The following is a 1,289-nucleotide window of genomic DNA, read 5'->3' on the forward strand; positions in this document are numbered from 1 at the left end:
CTGCTTGCATTTCATACAACTTAGCATAGGTGCCGTTCAAATCTATTAGTGCATCGTGTGTGCCGTATTCTATAATTCGCCCATCTGATAACACCGCGATCGCATCAGCCATTCGCACTGTGCTAAAGCGATGTGAGATTAAAAAGCTAGTGCGCTCCGACATTAAGTCGGCAAAATGACTGTACAATTCGTACTCAGCTTGTGCATCCAGCGCAGCGGTTGGCTCATCCAAGATGAGTAGATCTGCCTCTCGTGCAAACATCCGAGCCGTTGCCACCTTTTGCCATTGACCACCCGACAAATCAATACCCTGACCTTCCTCTGCAAACATCCGGCTTAATTCGGTTTCATAACCCTGCGGCAAACGCGTAATATCAGCATGGACGCTTGCTTGCTGCGCTGCTCGCTGTATCCATTTCCTATCATCAATCTTAGCTAGATTCCCTAAACCAATGTTCTCATGCACCGTCAAATCGTAGCGCATAAAGTCTTGAAAAATAGTGCCAATCCGTTGACGAAACTCGGCAGGGTCAAATTCGCGAATATCAATTCCATCCCACAAAATCTGCCCGTCTGAAGGATCGTATAGCCGAGTTAGTAACTTGACTAAAGTAGTCTTACCAGCACCATTGAGTCCCACTAAAGCTAAACAACTACCAACTGGAATCTTTAAATTGACATCGCGTAGTATCCAGGGCTGTTTGTCGCTATAGCGAAAAGAAACATGGCGCAATTCCAACCCAGATGAAAGCTTTGGTACTGGTTGTGTAATTGGTGAAATGGATAATGCAGGTGGCAATGCTAGTAGGTCTTGGAAATAGGAATGGAAAAGTATACTTTCACTAAGACCAGCAACTGCAAAAATGAATCCACTTAACGCACCTTGAACGGAACTAACCGCATTCACGTATAGCGTAATGTCGCCTAATGTGAGCCTTTTACCAAAGGCGGCAAACACAACAATAGTAAAAGCTACGCTCGCTACAACGCTGGACAAAATACTTAAGCCTAACTCCCAGCGTAATTCGCGCTGTTGTTGTCTTCGCTCCGCTTGGTGAACCCGCTTGTATAAATTAAGCAGTTTATGGAGAAAATATTGACCTAGTCCAAAAAGGCGTACTTCCTTTGCTGCCTGTACGCTAGCAAGTAAAAAGCTGTAATAATACTTACGCCGTTCAGTGGGGCTAAGTTCAAATGCCAGTCCAAACCGTTGCTGTCCTAATTTCAACTGCACAACGAGTTGTGGCAAAGCTGCAAATAAAACCAGATTAGCCAAAAATAAATTGAAC

At 44.5% G+C, this 1,289-nt stretch carries 1 protein-coding gene; it reads right to left on the bottom strand.

What is annotated here, in order from left to right:
* The coding region (locus AC2VE5_RS27695; RefSeq protein ID WP_486890724.1) for an ABC transporter ATP-binding protein at nucleotides 1-1,276 on the bottom strand (1,276 nt) is incomplete at its 3' end.
* Nucleotides 1,277-1,289: the final 13 nt, after the last annotated feature.

It is taken from the genome of Aliterella sp. E5.1, from assembly GCF_057473825.1.